This is a genomic window from Aeromicrobium sp. Root344 (assembly GCF_001425755.1).
Taxonomy (GTDB): domain Bacteria; phylum Actinomycetota; class Actinomycetes; order Propionibacteriales; family Nocardioidaceae; genus Aeromicrobium.
In genome coordinates this window covers 2,617,547-2,633,275 of the sequence record NZ_LMDH01000001.1, presented here as the reverse complement: position 1 = coordinate 2,633,275, position 15,729 = coordinate 2,617,547, and the positions used below count along the sequence as shown (strand labels likewise).

16 protein-coding genes are annotated in these 15,729 nt (G+C 70.2%); 9 read left to right on the top strand and 7 right to left on the bottom strand.

What is annotated here, in order from left to right; translation table 11 throughout:
• Positions 1-51: 51 nt before the first annotated feature.
• Both ASC61_RS12930 and ASC61_RS20105 read left to right on the top strand, forming a co-directional pair.
• Positions 52-2,808, top strand: a complete 2,757-nt coding sequence (locus tag ASC61_RS12930; protein WP_056212532.1) for a penicillin acylase family protein — start codon at positions 52-54, stop codon at positions 2,806-2,808.
• A gap of 11 nt (positions 2,809-2,819) precedes the next feature.
• Entirely contained in the window at positions 2,820-3,392 is a 573-nt protein-coding gene (locus ASC61_RS20105) for a hypothetical protein (RefSeq protein ID WP_200935450.1), read from the top strand.
• Here ASC61_RS20105 and ASC61_RS12920 read toward each other — a convergent pair.
• Together ASC61_RS12920 and ASC61_RS19970 are read right to left on the bottom strand one after the other, a co-directional pair.
• Complete coding sequence (locus ASC61_RS12920; protein WP_056212527.1) at positions 3,389-3,973, bottom strand: TetR/AcrR family transcriptional regulator; 585 nt, start codon at positions 3,971-3,973, stop codon at positions 3,389-3,391. The genes ASC61_RS20105 and ASC61_RS12920 overlap by 4 nt on opposite strands.
• Positions 3,974-3,995: 22 nt before the next feature.
• Positions 3,996-4,250: a hypothetical protein gene (locus ASC61_RS19970; protein WP_162243675.1), complete on the bottom strand. Its 255-nt coding sequence runs from the start codon at positions 4,248-4,250 to the stop codon at positions 3,996-3,998.
• A gap of 142 nt (positions 4,251-4,392) precedes the next feature.
• Between ASC61_RS19970 and ASC61_RS12910 the strand changes: the two genes are divergently transcribed.
• The 6 genes from ASC61_RS12910 to ASC61_RS12885 all read left to right on the top strand — a co-directional run bounded on the left by ASC61_RS12910 (position 4,393) and on the right by ASC61_RS12885 (position 11,309).
• Positions 4,393-5,109, top strand: coding sequence for a response regulator transcription factor (locus ASC61_RS12910; RefSeq protein WP_056212523.1), 717 nt, complete (start codon positions 4,393-4,395; stop codon positions 5,107-5,109).
• 5 nt (positions 5,110-5,114) lie between these two features.
• The gene (locus tag ASC61_RS12905) at positions 5,115-6,530 is read left to right on the top strand and encodes a sensor histidine kinase (protein ID WP_056212521.1); all 1,416 of its coding nucleotides are present in this window, start codon (positions 5,115-5,117) and stop codon (positions 6,528-6,530) included.
• 190 nt (positions 6,531-6,720) lie between these two features.
• Positions 6,721-8,742, top strand: coding sequence for a glycosyltransferase family 39 protein (locus tag ASC61_RS12900; RefSeq protein WP_056212519.1), 2,022 nt, complete (start codon positions 6,721-6,723; stop codon positions 8,740-8,742).
• On the top strand, positions 8,742-9,965 hold the full coding sequence (locus ASC61_RS12895; RefSeq protein ID WP_056212517.1) for a glycosyltransferase: 1,224 nt from the start codon (positions 8,742-8,744) through the stop codon (positions 9,963-9,965). Before ASC61_RS12900 ends, ASC61_RS12895 begins: the two co-directional genes overlap by 1 nt.
• Before the next feature lie 121 nt (positions 9,966-10,086).
• Complete coding sequence (locus ASC61_RS12890) at positions 10,087-10,827, top strand: PspA/IM30 family protein (protein ID WP_056215647.1); 741 nt, start codon at positions 10,087-10,089, stop codon at positions 10,825-10,827.
• Positions 10,824-11,309: a DUF2505 domain-containing protein gene (locus ASC61_RS12885; protein ID WP_056212515.1), complete on the top strand. Its 486-nt coding sequence runs from the start codon at positions 10,824-10,826 to the stop codon at positions 11,307-11,309. Before ASC61_RS12890 ends, ASC61_RS12885 begins: the two co-directional genes overlap by 4 nt.
• A gap of 9 nt (positions 11,310-11,318) precedes the next feature.
• Here the strand turns inward: ASC61_RS12885 and ASC61_RS12880 are convergent, their stop codons facing one another.
• Genes ASC61_RS12880 through ASC61_RS12865 form a run of 4 tightly spaced genes read right to left on the bottom strand, consistent with a single transcriptional unit; the run spans position 11,319 to position 14,879 of the window.
• Positions 11,319-11,627 (bottom strand): hypothetical protein, encoded by a 309-nt coding sequence (locus tag ASC61_RS12880; RefSeq protein WP_056212513.1) that lies wholly within the window; start codon positions 11,625-11,627, stop codon positions 11,319-11,321.
• Complete coding sequence (locus tag ASC61_RS12875; protein ID WP_082530655.1) at positions 11,624-13,027, bottom strand: WS/DGAT/MGAT family O-acyltransferase; 1,404 nt, start codon at positions 13,025-13,027, stop codon at positions 11,624-11,626. Before ASC61_RS12875 ends, ASC61_RS12880 begins: the two co-directional genes overlap by 4 nt.
• Before the next feature lie 41 nt (positions 13,028-13,068).
• Complete coding sequence (locus ASC61_RS12870; protein ID WP_056212509.1) at positions 13,069-14,217, bottom strand: AAA family ATPase; 1,149 nt, start codon at positions 14,215-14,217, stop codon at positions 13,069-13,071.
• Entirely contained in the window at positions 14,217-14,879 is a 663-nt protein-coding gene (locus ASC61_RS12865; protein ID WP_157439487.1) for a hypothetical protein, read from the bottom strand. Before ASC61_RS12865 ends, ASC61_RS12870 begins: the two co-directional genes overlap by 1 nt.
• A 109-nt stretch (positions 14,880-14,988) precedes the next feature.
• On the opposite strand from ASC61_RS12865, the gene ASC61_RS12860 reads away from it, so the two are divergent.
• Positions 14,989-15,231, top strand: a complete 243-nt coding sequence (locus ASC61_RS12860) for a helix-turn-helix domain-containing protein (protein WP_056212506.1) — start codon at positions 14,989-14,991, stop codon at positions 15,229-15,231.
• Here the strand turns inward: ASC61_RS12860 and ASC61_RS12855 are convergent.
• Positions 15,215-15,718, bottom strand: a complete 504-nt coding sequence (locus ASC61_RS12855) for a hypothetical protein (RefSeq protein WP_056212504.1) — start codon at positions 15,716-15,718, stop codon at positions 15,215-15,217. The two genes, ASC61_RS12860 and ASC61_RS12855, sit on opposite strands and share 17 nt — an antisense overlap.
• Between the last annotated feature and the right edge of the window lie 11 nt (positions 15,719-15,729).

Below are 15,729 nucleotides of genomic sequence, written 5' to 3'. Positions count from 1 at the left end.
CCTTCGATCGTTGTGACCTGCAACACTTTTCTGAGTCAGAGGAGCACCTACGTGCGTCGTCTTGCCGTCACCGTCCTCAGCGTCCTGGCCGTCGGCGCAGCCGCGACGATTCCCGCCTCCGCTGCGACCTCAACGCCCTCGCCCGCGACCGCCGACTCGTACGGCACAGTGCGCAACATCGTGCCTGCAGGCCAGCGCGGGTCGGTCAACGCGCTCCAGCTCGCACAGGTGCTGCTCGGCGGGAGCCTGACCGCCATCGACGGCAAGAACGCACCGAAGAACTACGCCGACCAGCTCGAGATGTACGACGACCTGGCGAAGCACACACCGGCCCAGATCACCGACACCGTCATCGACAAGGACTACAAGAAGGCCGGCTTCGTCCCCGAGAAGGTCGTCAGCACCGAGACCCCCAAGGCGGGCGTGACGATCGTGCGTGACGCGTACGGCGTCCCCTACATCACCGGCAAGACCTACACCGACACGATGTTCGGCGCCGGGTTCGCCGGCACGCAGGACCGGATGTTCCTCATGGACGCGCTGCGGCACCTCGGCGCCGGCCGCGGCGCGGAGTTCGTCGGCGGCACGCCGGGCAACATCGCGATGGACCGGGCGCAGGTCCGTTCGGCGTACTACACGCCCAAGGAAGCACAGGACCAGCTCCAGGTCATCGCCGACGAGAACGGCGCCGAGGGTCAGCGGCTGCTCGACGGCGCCGATGCCTACCTCGCCGGCATCAACGCAGCCCAGAACCAGATGTGCCCTCTCGGCCTGCCGACCGGGCTCAACTGCCCGGCCGAATACCTCGCCCTGCAGAAGAAGCCGACGCCGTGGACCCGGGCCGACCTGACATACGTCGCCTCGCTCGTCGGCGGCATCTTCGGCAAGGGCGGCGGTCAGGAGTACGCCAACAGCATCTACTACGGCGAGCTGGTCGAGAAGTTCGGCACGACCAAGGCCGACAAGATGTTCGCCAGCCTGCGCGAGAAGAACGACAAGGAGGCGCCGACGACCTCGACGCTGTCGTTCCCCTACGACAACAAGGCGTTCAATCCCCACCAGGCCGGCGTGGCGATCCCCGATCTCACCGGCGCCCACGGCACCGGGTCCGGCGATGACGCCGGCAGCACCAGTCCCATCGAGACGCTGCTCGACGCGCTCAAGCTCGGGCTGACCGGCGTGCCCAACCAGATGGAGACACCGTCGGGGACGATCGACCTCAGCAGCCTGTTCGCCGCCAACGGCATGAGCAACGCGCTGCTCGTCGGCGCCAACAAGACCAAGACCGGGCACCCGCTCGTGGTCTTCGGACCACAGACCGGCTACTACAACCCACAGCTGCTCAACGAGCAGGTGCTGATGGGTCCCGGCGTGTTCGCGCGCGGGGTGTCGTTCGCCGGCACCAACCTCGTCGTCGAGCTCGGCCACGGCCTCGACTACGCCTGGTCGGCGACCAGCTCGGGCAGCGACAACATCGACACCGTGATCGAGAAGCTCTGCAACGCAGACGGCAGCGCGCCGACGGTCAGCTCGACGTCGTACCGCAAGGACGGCGGCGCATGCGTGCCGATGCAGTACGACGAGCACAAGGAGACGGTGATCCCCAACATCTCGGCGCCCACGGCGCCCAAGACCCTCAAGATGCAGGTCTGGCGCACCAACCACGGCATCGTGCAGACCCGCACGACGGTCAAGGGCGTGCCGGTCGCCGTCGTGCTCGAGCGCAGCACGTACGGCCGGGAGGCTGCGTCGATCCTGGGCTTCTCGCGGTTCAACAACCCCGACTACGTCAAGGACGCCACGACCTTCAAGAAGGCAGCCAACGGCATCGATTACACGTTCAACTGGTTCTATGCCGACAACCGCGACATCGCCTACTTCTCGTCCGGCCGCCTGCCCGTACGTGCAGCAGGCACCGACACCGACCTGCCGCGGTGGGCCGGCAAGGCATACGACCCGACAGGCTGGCTCAGCGCCGCGAAGCATCCCCAGCAGATCAACCCGTCGACCGGCTACCTCGCGAGCTGGAACAACAAGCCGGCGCGTGACTTCGCGGCGGCCGACGACAAGTGGTCCGATGGCTCGGTGCACCGCTCCGAGGCGCTCAGCCGGCGGGCCTCCGCCGCGATCGCCGCAGGCAAGGTCAGCCGAGCCCAGCTGGCCGGCATCGTCGAGGATGCCGCGACCGAGGACGTACGGGCCAAGTCGCTGCTGCCCGGGCTGCTCAAGGTGCTCGGCGACGATCCCAGGACCGCGGAGGCGCGCAAGCTCCTGTCAGCGTGGCTGGCCGCCGGCGCGCACCGGGTCGACTACGACCGCGACGGCACGTACGCCCACCAGGCCGCGATCCGGATCTTCGACACCTGGTGGGAGGACGGCGACAAGTCCCTCGCGTACGACTTCGCCACGCCGGGCCTCGGCTCGGTGCTCGCCAAATCACTCCCCCAGCCACTCGACGACCACCCGCGTACGGGACAGGGCTCGTCGTGGCTCGGCTCACCCTGGTACGGCTACCTCGACAAGGAGCTGCGCCAGCTGGCCGGTTCGACGGTCCAGAGCCCGTACGCCTACCGGCTCTGCGGCTCGCTCACGACGTGCCGGACGACGTTGCGGACGTCGTTGCTCAACGCCGTCCAGCGGGCCGAGTCGGCGCAGGGGGTCACCAGCCCGAGCCAGCTGACGTACGACAAGTCGCTCGACTACATCCGGCCGACCACCGGAGGCGTCGTGGAGGTCCGGCCGATCGACTGGCAGAACCGTCCCACGTTCCAGCAAGTCGTTGACTACCGGACGCATCGGGCTCGGTGATACTGGTCGGCATGAGACGGACTCTGCCGGCGGCCATCGCGATCCTGTTGCTCACCGCGGGGTGCGGTGGCTCCGACGAGCCCCAGGGCGCGGACGATCCCACGACGTCGTCCGCGCCGACCACCGAACCGACCACGACGGCCACCCCGACGCCGGCTCCGACCACCACCCCGACGCCGACGCAACCCACGAAGGCCTCGACGCTGATCGACTACGGCGACGACGAGATCACGGTGGCACGCGCTGGTGACGTGGCGAAGCTGACCGGTGCACCCGAGGACTTCAAGGCGTTCATCGCCGCGGACCTGCAGCGCCAGCAGGCCACGAAGGACAAGGTCTGCACCGAGAAGGCGGAGATCCACGTCGGCAAGGTCGACACCCGGGGCTGGGCGGCCGGCGGCATCTTCATCCCGCAGTGCGGCGGCAATGCCGCGCTCTGGGCCAAGGTCGCCGGCGGGTGGCGCGAGGTGTGGGGCGGGCAGACGCTGCCCGACTGCGCAGTGCTCGAGAAGTACGACTTCCCCGCCGGGGTGGCCGGTGGCGAGTGCGGAACTGCCGACGGCAAGACCCGCCACTATCCCTAGGGCGTGATGGCCGCGACCAGCGGCTCGATGAGCCGCAGGAAGCGGTCGGGCGTCGCGTCGGGGTTGACCGACTGCCGCATCGCCAGGCCGATGGCATAGTCGACCGCTGCCTCGGCGAGCACCTCGATGGTCTCGTCGTCCATCGAGTCCGGTGGCACGAGCGAGCGTACGACGGCCACAGCCTGCTGGATCGACGCCGTCTGCCGCCTCGTCTGGGCGGCCGCCAGCCGTGGATCGTTCATGGTGTCGAGGAGCAGCTCGAGCTCGAGCCGCACCCATCCGGACGACATCGCCTCGGCGGCCCACTGCCGCACGCGGTCGAGGACGTCACCGGACGCCCCACCGACCTGGTCGCCGAGGGCGCCGATCTGCTCGGCCTGCAGGCGTTCGAGCACGCTCAGCGCGAGGTCGGCCTTGCTGCCGAAGCTGGAGTAGACGATGCCGGTCGTGAAGCCGGCCTCCTTGGCGACGGACGCCAGCGACGTCGCGACGTAGCCGTCCCTGAGGAACGCGCCGCGGGCGACCTCGAGCACGGTCTCGCGATTGCGGTCCTGCACCTGCGATCGGGTCAGCCGCGTCATGGGCACAGCGTAGTGACCGCCGTCAGGAGTTGGTGGCGTTGCCCTGCGTGGCGGGTGGCGGCATTCCTGGTCCACCCCCGGGCGGCACCTGGCCGCGCTGCATCCCGGGACGGCCTCCTGGGCCACCTCCCATGCCACCATCGGAGGCGCTGCCGGCGGCGCCGAGCGCGGCGCCCGCGCCCAGGCCGAGCACGACTGCGCTGATCGCGGCGGCCACGAGCGTACGGGTCGACCACGAGGTGGGCTGGGCAGAGCTGTCGTCAGCGGTGTCGTTCATGACCATGACGATGCGCGGCTGACCTGTCACGACCCTGTGTGCCCGCCCATCACCGGCTGGGTGCAATCGCGGCCACGCCACTCACAGGTTGCTCACAGGCTGTTCTCACGCGCTCCGGGCCTGGGCGATCCACACTGAGCTCATGGCTTCCACACTGACCCGGGCTGATGGGACACCCCTGCGCGTCCTCGTGGTCGATGACGAGATCAACATCGCCGAGCTGCTGCAGATGGCCCTCCGCTACGAGGGCTGGGACATCCAGATGGCGCACACCGGGCGCAAGGCGGTGGCCGCCGCCAAGGAGTTCGTCCCTGACGCGATCGTGCTCGACATGATGCTGCCCGACTACGACGGCATGGAGGTCCTGCGCAAGGTACGGGCCCAGTCCCCCGACATCCCGGTGCTCTTCCTGACCGCGCGCGACTCAGTCGAGGACCGGGTCGCCGGGCTCACCGCCGGAGGCGACGACTACGTCACCAAGCCGTTCAGTCTCGAGGAGGTCGTCGCGCGCCTGCGCGGGCTGATGCGGCGCGCCGGTGCGATGGACGCGCGCCCCAACTCGGTCATCACGGTCGGCGACCTCAGCCTCGACGAGGACAGCCGCGACGTCGTGCGCGGCGATCGCGAGATCGAGCTGACCGCGACGGAGTTCGAGCTGCTGCGGTTCCTGATGCGCAACCCACGCCGTGTCCTGTCCAAGGCCCAGATCCTGGATCGCGTCTGGGACTACGACTTCGGCGGCCAGGCCAACGTCGTCGAGCTCTACATCTCGTACCTGCGCAAGAAGGTCGACGCCGGCCACGAGCCGATGATCCACACCAAGCGCGGCGCCGGCTACGTCCTGAAGCCTGCAGAGTAGGTCCCGTGCGCAAGCTTCTCCCCTCCTCGCTGACCGGCCGCCTCGTCGTGACGGTGGTCGCCCTCGTCGCTGTCGCGAGCCTCCTGGTCGCCGGCGCGGTCACCGTGGTGATGAACCGCTACCTCACCGATCGTCTGGACGAGAAGCTGAAGGACTCCATGGGTCGGGCGCAGCACGCCCCCAACCTGCCGCGCGCCGACGGCGATCCCGACGATCGCCGTCCTGACGCCGGCCGAGGCCAGGACGTCGGGCTCATCATCGTGATTCCCGGCAAACCGGGATCGATCATCACCGCCAGCGGCGGGCTGCCCCAGATCTCGACCGCCGCACGCGACCTCCTGGCAGGCGTCGCTCCCGACGACGAGGCGCACAACGTCCACCTGCCGAAGTACGGCTCGTACCGCGTCCTCGCCCAGCAGGGGCCGGACGGGTCCACGTACGTCGTCGGGCTGCCCCGTGAAGACGTCGAGGAGACCATCGCCAGCCTGATCCGGTGGGAGGCGCTGCTGGCACTTGGTGCGATCGCCGCCGCGGGCGTCGCTGGCCGCGTGATCGTACGCCGGCAGCTCCGGCCGCTCCGCGAGGTCGCCGCCACGGCACACGAGGTCATCGCGATGCCGCTGTCGTCGGGCGAGATCGGCGAGACCGTGCGCGTGCCGGCCGAGCTCACCGACCCGGACACCGAGGTCGGGCAGGTCGGCGGCGCACTCAACCAGCTGCTGGGCCACGTCGAGGAGGCGCTGGACGCCCGGCACGAAAGCGAGCAGCAGGTGCGCCAGTTCCTTGCCGACGCGTCCCACGAGCTCCGCACTCCCCTGTCGACGATCAAGGGCTATGCCGAGCTGAGCCGGCGCACGGGCCGCGACGACCCCGACCAGATCCTGGCCAAGGTCGAGTCGGAGGCCGGCCGTATGTCGACACTCGTCGAGGACATGCTGCTGCTGGCTCGCCTCGACGCCGGGCGCGAGGTCGACCGCCGCCCGGTCGACCTGACCCGGCTCGTTGTCGAGGCAGTCGATGACGCACGCGTCGTCGACCCCGAGCGGCAGTGGACGTTCGACGTGCCGGACGAACCCGTCACGGTGACCGGGGACGAGCAACGACTCCACCAGGCCGTCACGAACCTGCTGACCAACGCCAGCCGCCACACCCCGCCGAGGACGACCGTGGACGTACGCCTGCGGGTCGACGGCGCCGTGCTGGTCGAGGTGCACGACGACGGCCCGGGCATCGACCCGTCACTCGCACCGACGATCTTCGAGCGCTTCGTGCGCGGCGACTCGTCCCGCACCCGGGCCTCGGGCGGCGCCGGCCTCGGCATGTCGCTCGTACGGGCGATCATGCACGCTCACCACGGCACCGCAACGGTCGAGAGCACACCGGGCGACACGACGTTCACCCTCACCCTGCCCCGCGACTGACGGCTGCCGCGGTTTACCAAGAGGTCAGGGCAAGCTTCACCACTCCTCACGGCAACCTGCCACTCCTCACGGCGCACGCGCCCTGCGGAGTGGCTGTCTGCCCTGACCTCTTGGTAAACCGCCAACGCCTCACAGAGCCGGCACAGACTGACCACACGGTCGTGCCAGTCGGGTCTCGCACCGTGGTGGCATGAACCAGACGACCCTCATCCCGCCGGCGGCCGAGCGCCGCATCGTGGCGCCCGCCCCTGACCGAACGCCCGCCGCCCCGCGCTGGACGACCCGCCTCTGGCGTGGCAAGCCCGACGACTCGCCGTTCGTACGCCCGGCGCTGCTGGGTCTGCTGCTCGCGACCGCGCTCCTCTACCTGTGGGGACTCGGCGCGTCCGGGTGGGCGAACTCCTTCTACTCCGCCGCCGTACAGGCCGGCTCGGCGTCGTGGAAGGCATTCTTCTTCGGGTCCTCCGACGCCTCGAACTCGATCACGGTCGACAAGACCCCGATGTCGCTCTGGCCGATGTCGCTGTCGGTCCGCATCTTCGGGCTGTCGTCGTGGAGCATGCTCGTCCCGCAGGCGCTGATGGGCGTCGGCTCGGTCGGCCTCCTGTACGCGACGGTCAGGCGTACGACCCACAACGCCTGGGCCGGGCTGCTCGCCGGCGCGGCGCTCGCGCTGACACCGGTCGCCGTGCTGATGTTCCGGTTCAACAATCCCGACGCTCTGCTGACGCTGCTCCTCATCGCTGCGGTCCACGCCACGATCCGCGCGATCGAGTCGCCTGAACGTGCCGTCCGCTGGCTCGTGCTGGGCGGCACCCTGGTCGGCTTCGCCTTCCTCACCAAGATGCTGCAGGCGTTCCTGGTCCTGCCTCCGCTGGCGGCCGTCTACCTCATCGCCGCGAAGCCGTCGATCGGCAAGCGCCTCGGCCACCTGCTGATCGCGTTCGGGTCGATGATCGTCGCTGCCGGGTGGTGGATCGCGATCGTCGAGCTGTGGCCCGCATCGAGCCGGCCCTACATCGGCGGCTCGCAGAACAACTCGATCCTCGAGCTGACGCTCGGCTACAACGGCTTCGGCCGGCTCAACGGCAACGAGGTCGGCTCAGTCGGTGGCGGTGGCGGCAACGCCGGCGGTGGCAACTGGGGCGCGACCGGAGTGTTCCGGCTGTTCAACTCCGAGATCGGCGGGCAGATCGCCTGGCTGCTCCCCGCAGCGCTCGCGAGCCTGGCGCTCGGCGTGTGGTTCCGTCGCAAGGCCGGGCGTACGGACCGCCAGGTCAGCGGACTCATCGTGTGGGGTGGCTGGCTGCTCGTGACCGGGCTGACGTTCAGCCTCATGGCCGGCATCTTCCACGCCTATTACACCGTGGCGCTGGCACCCGCGATCGCCGCGCTCCTCGGCATCGGCGCCAGCATCCTGTGGGAGCACCGCGAGTCGATCGTCGCGGCCCTCGGCGCCGCGTTCATCCTCGCGCTGACCGCCTCGATGAGCTTCGTCCTGCTCGGCCGGGCTGGTGGATTCGTACCGTGGCTCAAGTACGCCGTGGTGGTCGTCGGAGTCGGCGCCGCGCTCATGATCGTGCTCCACCGGCTGCTGTCCAGCCGGATCATGCTCGCCGTCGGTGCAGCCGCGGTCATCACGATGCTCGCCGGACCTGCCGCGTACGCGGTCGACACCGCGTCCACGCCGCACACCGGCTCGATCCCGTCTGCGGGCCCGAGCACCGGCGGCGGCATGGGCGGCGGACCCGGAGGCGGCCGCGGCGGTCAGCTGGGCCGGCCCCCGACCCAGAACGGCACCCGGCAGGCCCCCGGCGGCACCACGGGCCGGGCCGGAGGCGGCGCCGGTGGTCTGCTCAACGGCTCGACGTCGACCACCGCGATCAACGCCCTGCTGGCGACCGACGCCAGCTCCTACACCTGGGTCGCCGCGGCAATCGGCTCCAACACCGCATCGGGCTACCAGCTGGCGACCGAGCTGCCGGTCATGGCGGTCGGCGGGTTCAACGGCTCGGACCCGAGCCCGACGCTCGCACGGTTCAAGCAGTACGTCGCGGACGGCGAGATCCACTACTTCATCGCCAGCGGCGGCGGCGGGATGAACGCCGGCGGCAGCTCCAGCTCGGAGATCACGAGCTGGGTGTCGGAGAACTTCACCGCCAAGACTGTCGACGGTGTCACGATCTACGACCTCTCGGCAGGCATCCAGTGATGACCGCCGCAACGACGTACGCCGAGCACACACCGGTCGGCACGACCGTCCTCGACATCGTGATTCCCGTCCACAACGAGGAGCGGACGTTGGTGCAGTCGGTCGAGACCATCCGCAAGCACCTGCAGACGTTGCCGTACGCGTCGAGGGTGACGATCGCCGACAACGCGAGCACCGACGCGACGGGCCTGCTGGCCCATCAGCTCGCGCACCGCCACCCGGACGTTGCGGTGCTGTCGCTGGCGCAGAAGGGACGCGGGCGCGCCCTCAAGCACGCCTGGTCGCAGTCGGATGCCGCCGTGCTGGTCTACATGGACGTCGACCTGTCGACCGACCTCAACGCCCTGCTGCCGCTCGTCGCGCCCCTGCTGTCGGGACACTCCGACCTCGCGATCGGCTCCCGGCTGGCCCGCACCGCGCGGACGACCCGGGGACCCAAGCGCGAGCTGATCTCGCGGACGTACAACGTGATGCTCCGCGGGGCGTTGCGAGCGCGGTTCTCCGACGCGCAGTGCGGGTTCAAGGCGATCCGACGCGACGTGGCCGAGCACCTGCTGCCTCTGATCGAGGACGACGAGTGGTTCTTCGACACCGAGCTGCTGATCGTGGCCGAGCGGGCCGGCCTGCGGATCCACGAGGTGCCGGTCGACTGGATCGACGACCCCGACAGCCGCGTCGACATCGTCCGCACCGCCGCAGCCGACCTGCGAGGCATGGGCCGGCTCGGCTGGGCGCTCCTGCGCGGACGCGTACCGCTGGCAGACGTCGCCGGCGCCCTCGGGCGTACGACCGCACGCAGCGCTGGCGGCCGCCTGAGCGCCCAGATGGTCGTGTTCGCCCTGGTCGGGATCCTGTCGACCCTCGCGTACGGGGTGCTGTACGTCGCGCTGCGCGGCCGGCTCGGCGCTCAGGAGGCGAACGCCCTCGCGCTGGCCGCCACCGCGGTCGCCAACACCGCGGCGAACCGGCGTTTCACGTTCGGCTTCCGGGGCCCCGAAGGCGCACTCCGGCACCAGCTCCAAGGGCTGCTGGTCTTCGCGTGCGGCCTCGGCGTCACGAGCGGAGCGCTGTGGACCATGCGTGCCGTGCGGGGCGACGGGCATCCGCTCGTCGAGGTCGTCCTGCTGACCGGGGCCAACCTGTTCGTGACCGTGATGCGCTTCGTGCTCATGCGGCTGTGGATCTTCCGCGGCACACGGCGAGAGCCCGGAACCGCGGTCTGAGCGGCGCCTGGCGCCTGATCCGGTTGTCTCGACCACCTCGATGCAGCAAGATCAACGTGTGCGGCAACCCTGTGCCCGATCGTCGCACCCCACAGGCAGCATCTGACAGAGAGTGATGACCATGGCTCAGAAACAGACCATCCTGGGGCGCATCGGCCAGCTGACGCGCGCCAACATCAACGCCCTCCTCGACAAGGCCGAGGACCCGGAGAAGATGTTGGACCAGCTCGTGCGTGACTACACCAACTCGATCGCCGAGGCCGAGGACGCCGTGGCGCAGACGATCGGCAACCTGCGGCTCGCCGAGGCTGACCACGCCGAGGACGTCGCGGCGGTCAAGGAGTGGGGCCAGAAGGCACTCGCAGCGTCGCAGAAGGCCGATTCCCTGCGAGCGTCCGGGCAGGCGGCCGAGGCCGACAAGTTCGACCAGCTCGCCAAGATCGCACTGTCCAAGCAGATCGGGTTCGAGACCGAGGCCAAGCAGGCCGCACCGATGATCGCCTCGCAGAACGAGACCGTCGAGAAGCTCAAGACCGGGCTCATCGGCATGAAGGCCAAGCTGGGCGAGCTCCAGACCAAGCGCGACCAGCTCGTCGCCCGCGCCAAGACCGCCGAGGCTCAGGCCAAGGTCCAGGACGCAGTCAAGTCGATCGACGTGCTCGACCCCACCAGCGAGCTGGGCCGGTTCGAGGACAAGGTGCGCCGCTCCGAGGCCCAGGTCGCCGGACAGGCTGAGCTCAACGCCGCGACCGCCGACCCGTGGGACGAGCTCGAAGCGTCCTCGACCGACGCCGAGGTCGAGGCCCGGCTGGCCGAGCTCAAGGGCATCGGCACCGGCGCCCCCCAGGCGGTGACCGAATGAAGCTCACCGAGTCCTTCAGCTACGAGGGCGCTGACGTGGCGACGGTCTACGGACTGATCACGGACCAGGCCTTCCGCACCGAGTCGTGCGCCAACCAGGGCGCCCACGAGTACGAGGTCACGGTCGAGGAGTCCGGCGACGGCGCGACCGTCACGGTCATCCGTACGCAGGACGCCGACCTGCCCGACTTCGTCAAGAAGCTGACCGGCAGCACCGTCAAGGTCAAGCAGACCGAGGTCTGGAGTGGCCCCGATGCGAGCGGCAACCGCACCGCCGACGTCAAGGTCAGCATTATCGGACAGCCCGCCGAGATGACCGGCAAGGCCAAGCTCGTCGCCGACGGCTCCGCCACCTCCTTCAGCCTCGACGGCGACGTCAAGGTGTCGATCCCGTTCATCGGCAAGAAGATCGAGCCCGAGGTCGCCAAGGCGATCCGGTCCTCGCTGCGCGAAGAGGTCGAGTACGGGCAGACCAAGCTCTAGGAGAGGTCGCTACGACGCCGTGTCCGGCCCCGCGAGGGTGCTGAGCACGGCGTCGATCTCTTGGGTGGCGTACCACGCGAGGTCGCCCGTGCCGTCCACATCGAGGTGGAACGACACCACGTCGTCGAGCGTGACCGGGCCGTCGGGGTCGTCGAGCTCGGCTGCGGCGACCGCAGCGCCGTTCTCCGCCGCTTCCTCGAGTGCGGCGAGCTCGTCCTCTTCGTCCTCCGAGGCAGCGAGGAACGCCGGCGCGCTGATCGACGCGCCGCCGGCCAGGGCGTTCAGGTCGTCGGGTCCGACCGCGAGATAGACCCTCATGACTTGGCCGGCCGCTGGCGTCCGCGAGGTGCCCGGGTCCGCCGTCCCTCGACGGACTCGACGAGCTCGAGCAGCGCGTCCTCGATGCACTGCGCCAGCACGTCGACGTCCGGCACGGCCTCGCGATCGGCGACGATGCCGAAGAACACCTTGCTGTTGTAGGACGTCACCCCGATCGAGACCGCCCGGCGACCGCTCAGCGGGATGCAGGGATAGACCTCGCTGACCGCCTCCCCCGCCATGTAGACGGGATCCTGCGGGCCGGGCACGTTGGTGATGACGATCTGGTGCCCGCGGCCCGCTTCGGCGTCCGCGACCCGAGCGCCGACAGCGTGGAACGTCGACGTGGCGAAGCCCGGCAGGTTGGCCAGCTTGTTGGCCGCGACTGCGGATCCGGTCTCGCGGTGGTCCTTGAGCGCGTACGACACCTGGTGCAGGCGCACGACGGGGTTGGACTCGCCGACCGGCAGCGACAGCAGGTGCCCGCGCACCTTGGAGCCCAGCGAGGTAGGCAGACCGTCCTCGGCGACGACCGACATCGGCACCATCGCGCGGAAGCTGGTCTTGGCCGTCACGGGCTCGGCTCTGGTCAGCATCCAGCCGCGGATGCCACCGGCGATCACCGCGAGGATGACGTCGTTGACCGTGCCGCCGTGCTCCTCGCGTACGCGCCGGAAGTCGTCGAGCTTGGCGGCCAGCGAGGCGAATCGCCGATGTCGCGAGAGCTCGGTCGACAGGACGCTGTGGGGCGGCTGGCCGTCGACGCCGACGACCGGGAGCCGCCGGGCGATCCGGCCGAGGTTGAGCTCAGCGACCCGCAAGGCCTCGCCGGGGTGGCGGAGGTTGCGGTTGAGCGTGCCGACGACGAGCTCGGCGGCGTTGGGCTCCGGCCGCGGGTTCCACTCCTCGTAGGGGATGTCACGGTCGTGCGCGGTCTCCTCCAGCAGGACCTGCGCGAGGTCGACCGTCTCGGAGCCGTCGACCAGGGCTTGGTGGGCCTTGAACAGCAGCGCGACGCGGCCTTCGGACAGCCCTTCGATGAGGTAGAGCTCCCACAGCGGACGGTCGAGGTCGAGCCGCCTGGCGATGAGGCGTCCGACGAGCTCGTGCAGCGCGGCGGCGGTGCCGGGTCGGGGCAGCGCCGAGCGGCGTACGTGCAACGAGATGTCGAAGTTCTCGTCGTCGAGCCACACCGGCGTGCCCAGCGACGCCGGGACGGTGCGCGGGACCTGGCGGTAGCGCGGTACGAGGTCGATGCGCTCGTTGATGACGTGGATCAGGCGGTCGTAGTCGAGGGGGTGCTCACCGGGTTCCAGGATCGCCAGCGACGCGATCTGGCGGGGCACCGTCGGGCTGTCCTGCTGCAGGAACATCGCATCCAGCGGGCTCAACCGTTGCATGACTCTCCTCAGGGACGTCCTGCAGAGAAGTTACCACCGGGTCATGGGATCGCAGGCGCGAGGCGGGCGGGTGTTCCGACCTGTGACACGAGCGTGCGGGCCAGCACCTCGATCCGGGTCACGAACGGCGACGACGGCGCCACCTCGCGCGGCGTTCGCCCGCTGACCGCAGCGAGGTCGAGACCCGACTGGTCGAACGGCAGGTAGGCCGCCGGCACGATCCCGGTGAGGCGTCGCAACGTCGCGTCGACCTCGCGCTCCCGCCAGCCCAATGACGTACGCGTCATGTTGACGACCAGCGTCGGCACCCGGCCCGGGACGGCCTCGGCGAGGTCGTGGAGCCCACGCACGAGCCGGGCCAGTCCCACGGGATCAGGCCGGCCGACCGCCACGATCACCTCGGCCTGGTCGAGGACCTGCAGGGTCGACTGGTTGCGGTTGGCCGACGGCCCGGTGCCCGGCTCGAGGGAGAACCCGCAGTCGACGACCAGCAGGTCGGCGACCGACCGCAGCCGGGACAGGACGAGCTCGAACGCTCCCGTGCGCACCTGCGGCCACATGTCGGCTCGCGGGAGACCCGTGAGCAGGCGGAGGCGGTCGTCGACCTCCAGGAGGTGGTCGGCCACCTCGGTCGCCCGGCCGGTGTTGGCCGCGCGGCACGCGGCCACGAGGCCGCTCACGTCGTCGAGCACCGAGAGCATCTGCCCCAGCGAGCCGCCATAGGTGTCGGCGTCGACCAGCGCCGTGTCGACGCCTTGTGCGGCCGCTGCCGACGCGAGCCCCAGCGCCACCGTGCTGCGGCCCGGCGCGCCGGCCGGGCCCCAGACCGCGATCATCGGGGCACGTCGGTCCTGGGGTGCGTGCCGAGGGGCTGGGGCGTCGCGCGCCACGACGTCCAGCGAGCCGAGCCGGACCAGACGCTCGATGCCCAGCGCCCGGCACCGGCCCTCGTCGGCCTCGACCGCCGCGACGCGTATGCCGGCGTGCTCGAGCCGATAGACCGCGTCCGCGTCGAGGCCCTGCAGGTCCGCCGTGACCAGCGCGGCGACGGCCAGGTCGGTGTCGGCGACGGCCAGCAGGTCGGCGACGTCGACGCAACGGCGTACGAGGCGGAGGGCGGGCGAGCCCTCGATCTCCCGGATCGCCGCCGCCTCCCACGGAGCACCGCCCGCAGCGAGGACGACGTCCATCAGGAGACCCTGACGAGCGTCACGTGCCCCGCCGCCACGGTGCTGACGATTGATCCGCGCAGCTGCGTCTTGTCGACGTCCACCAGCACCGTCTGTGCCAGCGAGCCGGCCCGCGCCGCCGCATCGTCGCCCGACTCGATGACGCGCACGGACTCGAGCACCAGCCTGGCCTTGCCGGCCGGCTCGTCGCCGGGGCCCGGACCGACCCACACGTCGACCAGGTCACCGCGGTCGAGGTCGGCCGGAGCTGCTCCTTCGGCGACGCTGAGCGGCAGCTGGCTGCGCGACGTGGCCGACCGGCGTACGAGTGAGCTCTTGTCGACCAAGGATCCCGCCGGCACTCCGTGGGCCCAGACGAGCTCCTCGAGCGGAGCGGCGAACTCCTCGTCCGTGCGCAGGTAGTTGCCCTTGGTCGCGGACGACAGGCGTACGCGCGTGGCCTGGAGCGCGTCTGGACTCACCGCGTCGCCCGGCGCGACGGCAGCCCTGACGGACCAGTACTCCACCGTGTCGTCGCTGGCGGCAGCCAGACGAGCGCCGAGGATCGTCGCTCCGAGCACGAGCAACAGCCCGAGGAGGAGCCGTGGGTCCCGCCACGCTCGGATGTGCAGTCGTTGCGCCGCCGTCCTGCCTGATTCCCCAGGCCCCCGCCAGTTCGTCATGCCTCGGTTGTACAGACTCCGCCTGCATTCGTCCATACCGGGGTCGAGTTGTCCACAGCGGCACGTGGGCCAAGGCGACTCTGACACCGCGTCGTGGGAAACTGAAGCCATGCCACCCACCAGCCCGCGGTTCCTCACGCTGGCCGACGTCGCAGAGATCCTCAACGTCACGGTGCGCCAGGTCTATGCGCTCGTCCGCTCCGGCGACCTGCGCGGCATCCAGATCGGCGGCAGAGGTCAGTGGCGCATCGAGAACGACCAGCTCGAGGACTACATCGCCCGGCAGTACGCTCGCGCCGAGATCCCGGACGAGGCCCACGCGCCGACAGACGACGTCACGTCCGACCGCTGACCACCGCGATCGCGGCGAACGGCACCACCTGATCGCGCCCTGACCCGGCGCGCAGGCGCACGAAGTCGCGGCCCGCGACGACCACCGAGCCGTCGCGCACGGTCCCGTCGACCAGTCGTACGCGGATGTCCTCCCCTGCCTCGCGCAGAGCCCGGAAGACGTGGCCCCAGCCCATGGCCTCCCCGACTGCGGTGCTGGTGTCGGCCCGTCGCTCGGTCTCGTGCACGGCCATCACCGCGGCGGCGCTCACGATGTGATCCATCGCGTCGCCGCGCAGGTGCACCAGCCGCGGGTTGACGAGCGTCACCTCACCCTCGACGCGGTCGGCCCCGCGTACGGCGAGCACGACCCGCCCCCCGACCAGGTCCCGCCACGACGTCTCGGCCCAGTCACCGTCGCGGAGCTCCTCGACCAGCGCATCGCGCTCGTCGAGCTCGAGCTCCTGCGCTTGCGCCTCGAGATCCTCGAACAGCCGCTCCCACCGCATGTCGGAACGCT